At 38.9% G+C, this 2,708-nt stretch carries 3 protein-coding genes; all 3 read right to left on the reverse strand.

The genetic code is table 11. The features are described 5' to 3' along the window. Positions 1-313: 313 nt before the first annotated feature. Positions 314-1,069 (reverse strand): hypothetical protein, encoded by a 756-nt coding sequence (locus tag I2484_RS20885; protein ID WP_207152972.1) that lies wholly within the window; start codon positions 1,067-1,069, stop codon positions 314-316. A gap of 183 nt (positions 1,070-1,252) precedes the next feature. Beyond that, positions 1,253-1,816 carry a hypothetical protein gene (locus I2484_RS20890; RefSeq protein WP_207152973.1) on the reverse strand — a complete coding sequence of 188 codons (564 nt, stop codon included), beginning with the start codon at positions 1,814-1,816 and terminating at the stop codon, positions 1,253-1,255. Between the two features lie 105 nt (positions 1,817-1,921). Continuing rightward, the coding region (locus tag I2484_RS20895) for a hypothetical protein (protein WP_255551644.1) at positions 1,922-2,708 on the reverse strand (787 nt) is incomplete at its 5' end.

Genomic DNA, 2,708 nt, shown 5'->3' on the forward strand with positions numbered 1-2,708 from the left:
ATTGGTTGGACACCCGCGGCATTTCGTTGGACGCTTTTCTGAGTTGGTTGGACACTCCGAAGATTTGGTTGGACACCCTTTCGTTCGTTGGACGCTTTTCTGAATTGGTTGGACACCTCGAAGGTTTCGTTGGACACCCCTTCGTTCGTTGGACACTTCTCAAAACTGGTTGGACGCTCGCAGCAATTCGTTGGACACTTTTCTGGATTGGTTGGACACTCCGAAGGTTTTGTTGGAAACTCCTTCGTTCGTTGGACACATCGAGGACCCTACACTCATCTCCGTATAGGTCCACCCACCATAGTTACTTTACTTATTCTTCGTTATATAAGCTACCTCGTTCACTAAAATTAAAGCTTTTAAAGCGGAACTTGCAATACAAGATGAGGAGCTGCTCCGGCAACACAAAAATCATCGTATAGAATAAAACAAAGCATATGACTGTTATGAAGGCATCCTCGATATCGGCCAAGTTGAATGTTCTAACGGCAAATTGAATGATGAACAAAAGAGCAGTACTTCCAATAATAACGGCTGGAATATACGATTTCGTTTCGAATTTCGCTCGGAGTTCATCTCGTTTCGATCCCTTGCGATACTTCCCTCTTGTCAATAAAACAGAAAATCGGATAACAGTAGCAATAAAGAGCAAGACTCCAAATGACAATGTCACCATTGTAAACGTCAGCAGTGAATTTTCTGGAATCTCCTGGTTCTCTCCTATTAAAAATAACCCGCAGATATAAAAGGATACTGCTGCAATGTTTTGTGAAACTAAAATAGATACTAGATATTGTGTTTTTTGACTTCTTTTATAAATAAACGGAATCGCATATATCGCGGAGAAAATCACTAATACTACTGTAATCCAAAAATGAACTGCAAGTATCTGATCTTTATACGGAAAGTTCGTCACTCTTCCCAGTACTGTATATTCCAGATAGTAAACCAGGATTTGCATGAAGACCCCCAAAAAAAGTGCTCCACCGAGTGCATTGGGGCTTTGTCTTCCAGATACCAGTGGTTCACGTAGTACGGCTACATCTTCAATAGTTAAACTTTTCAACAAAATAAGGTTCTCTCCACTCTCCACTACTTACAACTGGGTACCCCTAAGCGTGGCGCATATTTCATTTTAATCCTTCACTCAATGAAACCGGGGAGAAGAACGCCGCGCGTTGGGCTATCTAGACCTCATAAATTCCCTACACATAAAAGCGGTACAACTTCATGAAAAATTGTAACATCTCTTTTATTTTTCCAATTCGTATGTAGCGTTATCAATACTCATAACTTTATTTTCCTTGGTCATTATTTCAAGTAATTCTTCCCCTTTTGGAGTTAGCGGGAGGGTAAATGGAATCGCATGGTTTGGCTGAATAACACCTGCATATCGCGCGGGTAGGATTATCTCTTCACGATTGAATACATATTCTACTGTCCCTTCCGTCTCCACGCCCAACGTGTATTCTAACGTAATATCTTTGATTCCCTTTTCTAACCGGTTAATGCCTAAGAATAAAATGACACTCCGACCTTCCTTTGTTTTTTCAAGGTCAAGTGCGTGAATACTAAAATCGTTCGCAACGCCAATCGTTGGATTAGCTTCTAGAAGACCCGTCAATTCTTTATATATCCCATCTTCCACTGTGACACCATTTTCCTCGTCTACTTTTAATACTTGCATCGAAAGTGCTTGTTGCTCTATCTCTTTTCCAACGTTTTCCTCCTCTCCCGTCTTCGATTTTTGATCATTATCGGTATTGCACCCCACTAATAGTAGCCCTACGAATAAAGTTCCAAGTAACTTCTTCATTTTTAAACTCTCCAATCTTGTATTAAAATTACTGTCGACTCTATAAAAATTCACTATAAAAACATTGGTTCATTTTGTAAATACCTATTTACATTTCCAACCTTCCTACAACTTAGCTACGTCTTCAGATTCCAAATAACCTCTCTTATCAAAATTAAAGCTTTTAAAGCGAAACTTGCAATACAAGATGACGAGCTGCTCGGGCAATACAAAAATCATCGTATAAAAGACAGCAAAGCCTAAAACCGTTATGACGGCATCCTCGATATCAGCCAAATTGAAAGTTCTCACAGCAAATTGAATGATAAACAAAAGTCCTGTACTTCCAATAATAACGGCTGGAATATATGTTTTTGTTTCGAATTTCTCTCTTAGTTCATCTCGTTTCGATCCCTTTCGATACTTCCCTCTTCTCAATAAAATAGAAAATCGGATGACAGTAACAATAAAGAGCAAGACTCCAAATGACAATGTCACCATTGCAAATTTCAGCAGTGATTTGTCTGAAATTTCCTGGTTCTCTCCTATTAAAAATAACCCGCTGATGTATAAGAATACTGCAAAAATATTTTGTGAAACTAAAATAGTTACTAGATATTGCATTTTTTGACTTCTTTTATAAATAGACGGAATCGCATATATCGCGGAGAGGATAACTAAAACTACTGTAATCCAAAAATGAACTGTAAGTATCTGATCTTTATACGGAAAGTTCGTCACTTTTCCCAGTACTGTATATTCCAGATAGTAAACCAGGATTTGCATGAAGACAGCCAAAAAAAGGGCTCCACCGAGTGCATTGGGACTTTGCCTACCCGATACCAGTGGTTCACGTAGTACCGATACATCTTCAACTGTTAATTTTTTCAACAAAACAGGGTTTCCTCCATTC

Source organism: Sporosarcina sp. E16_8 (assembly GCF_017347095.1).
In the GTDB taxonomy this organism is placed as follows: domain Bacteria; phylum Bacillota; class Bacilli; order Bacillales_A; family Planococcaceae; genus Sporosarcina.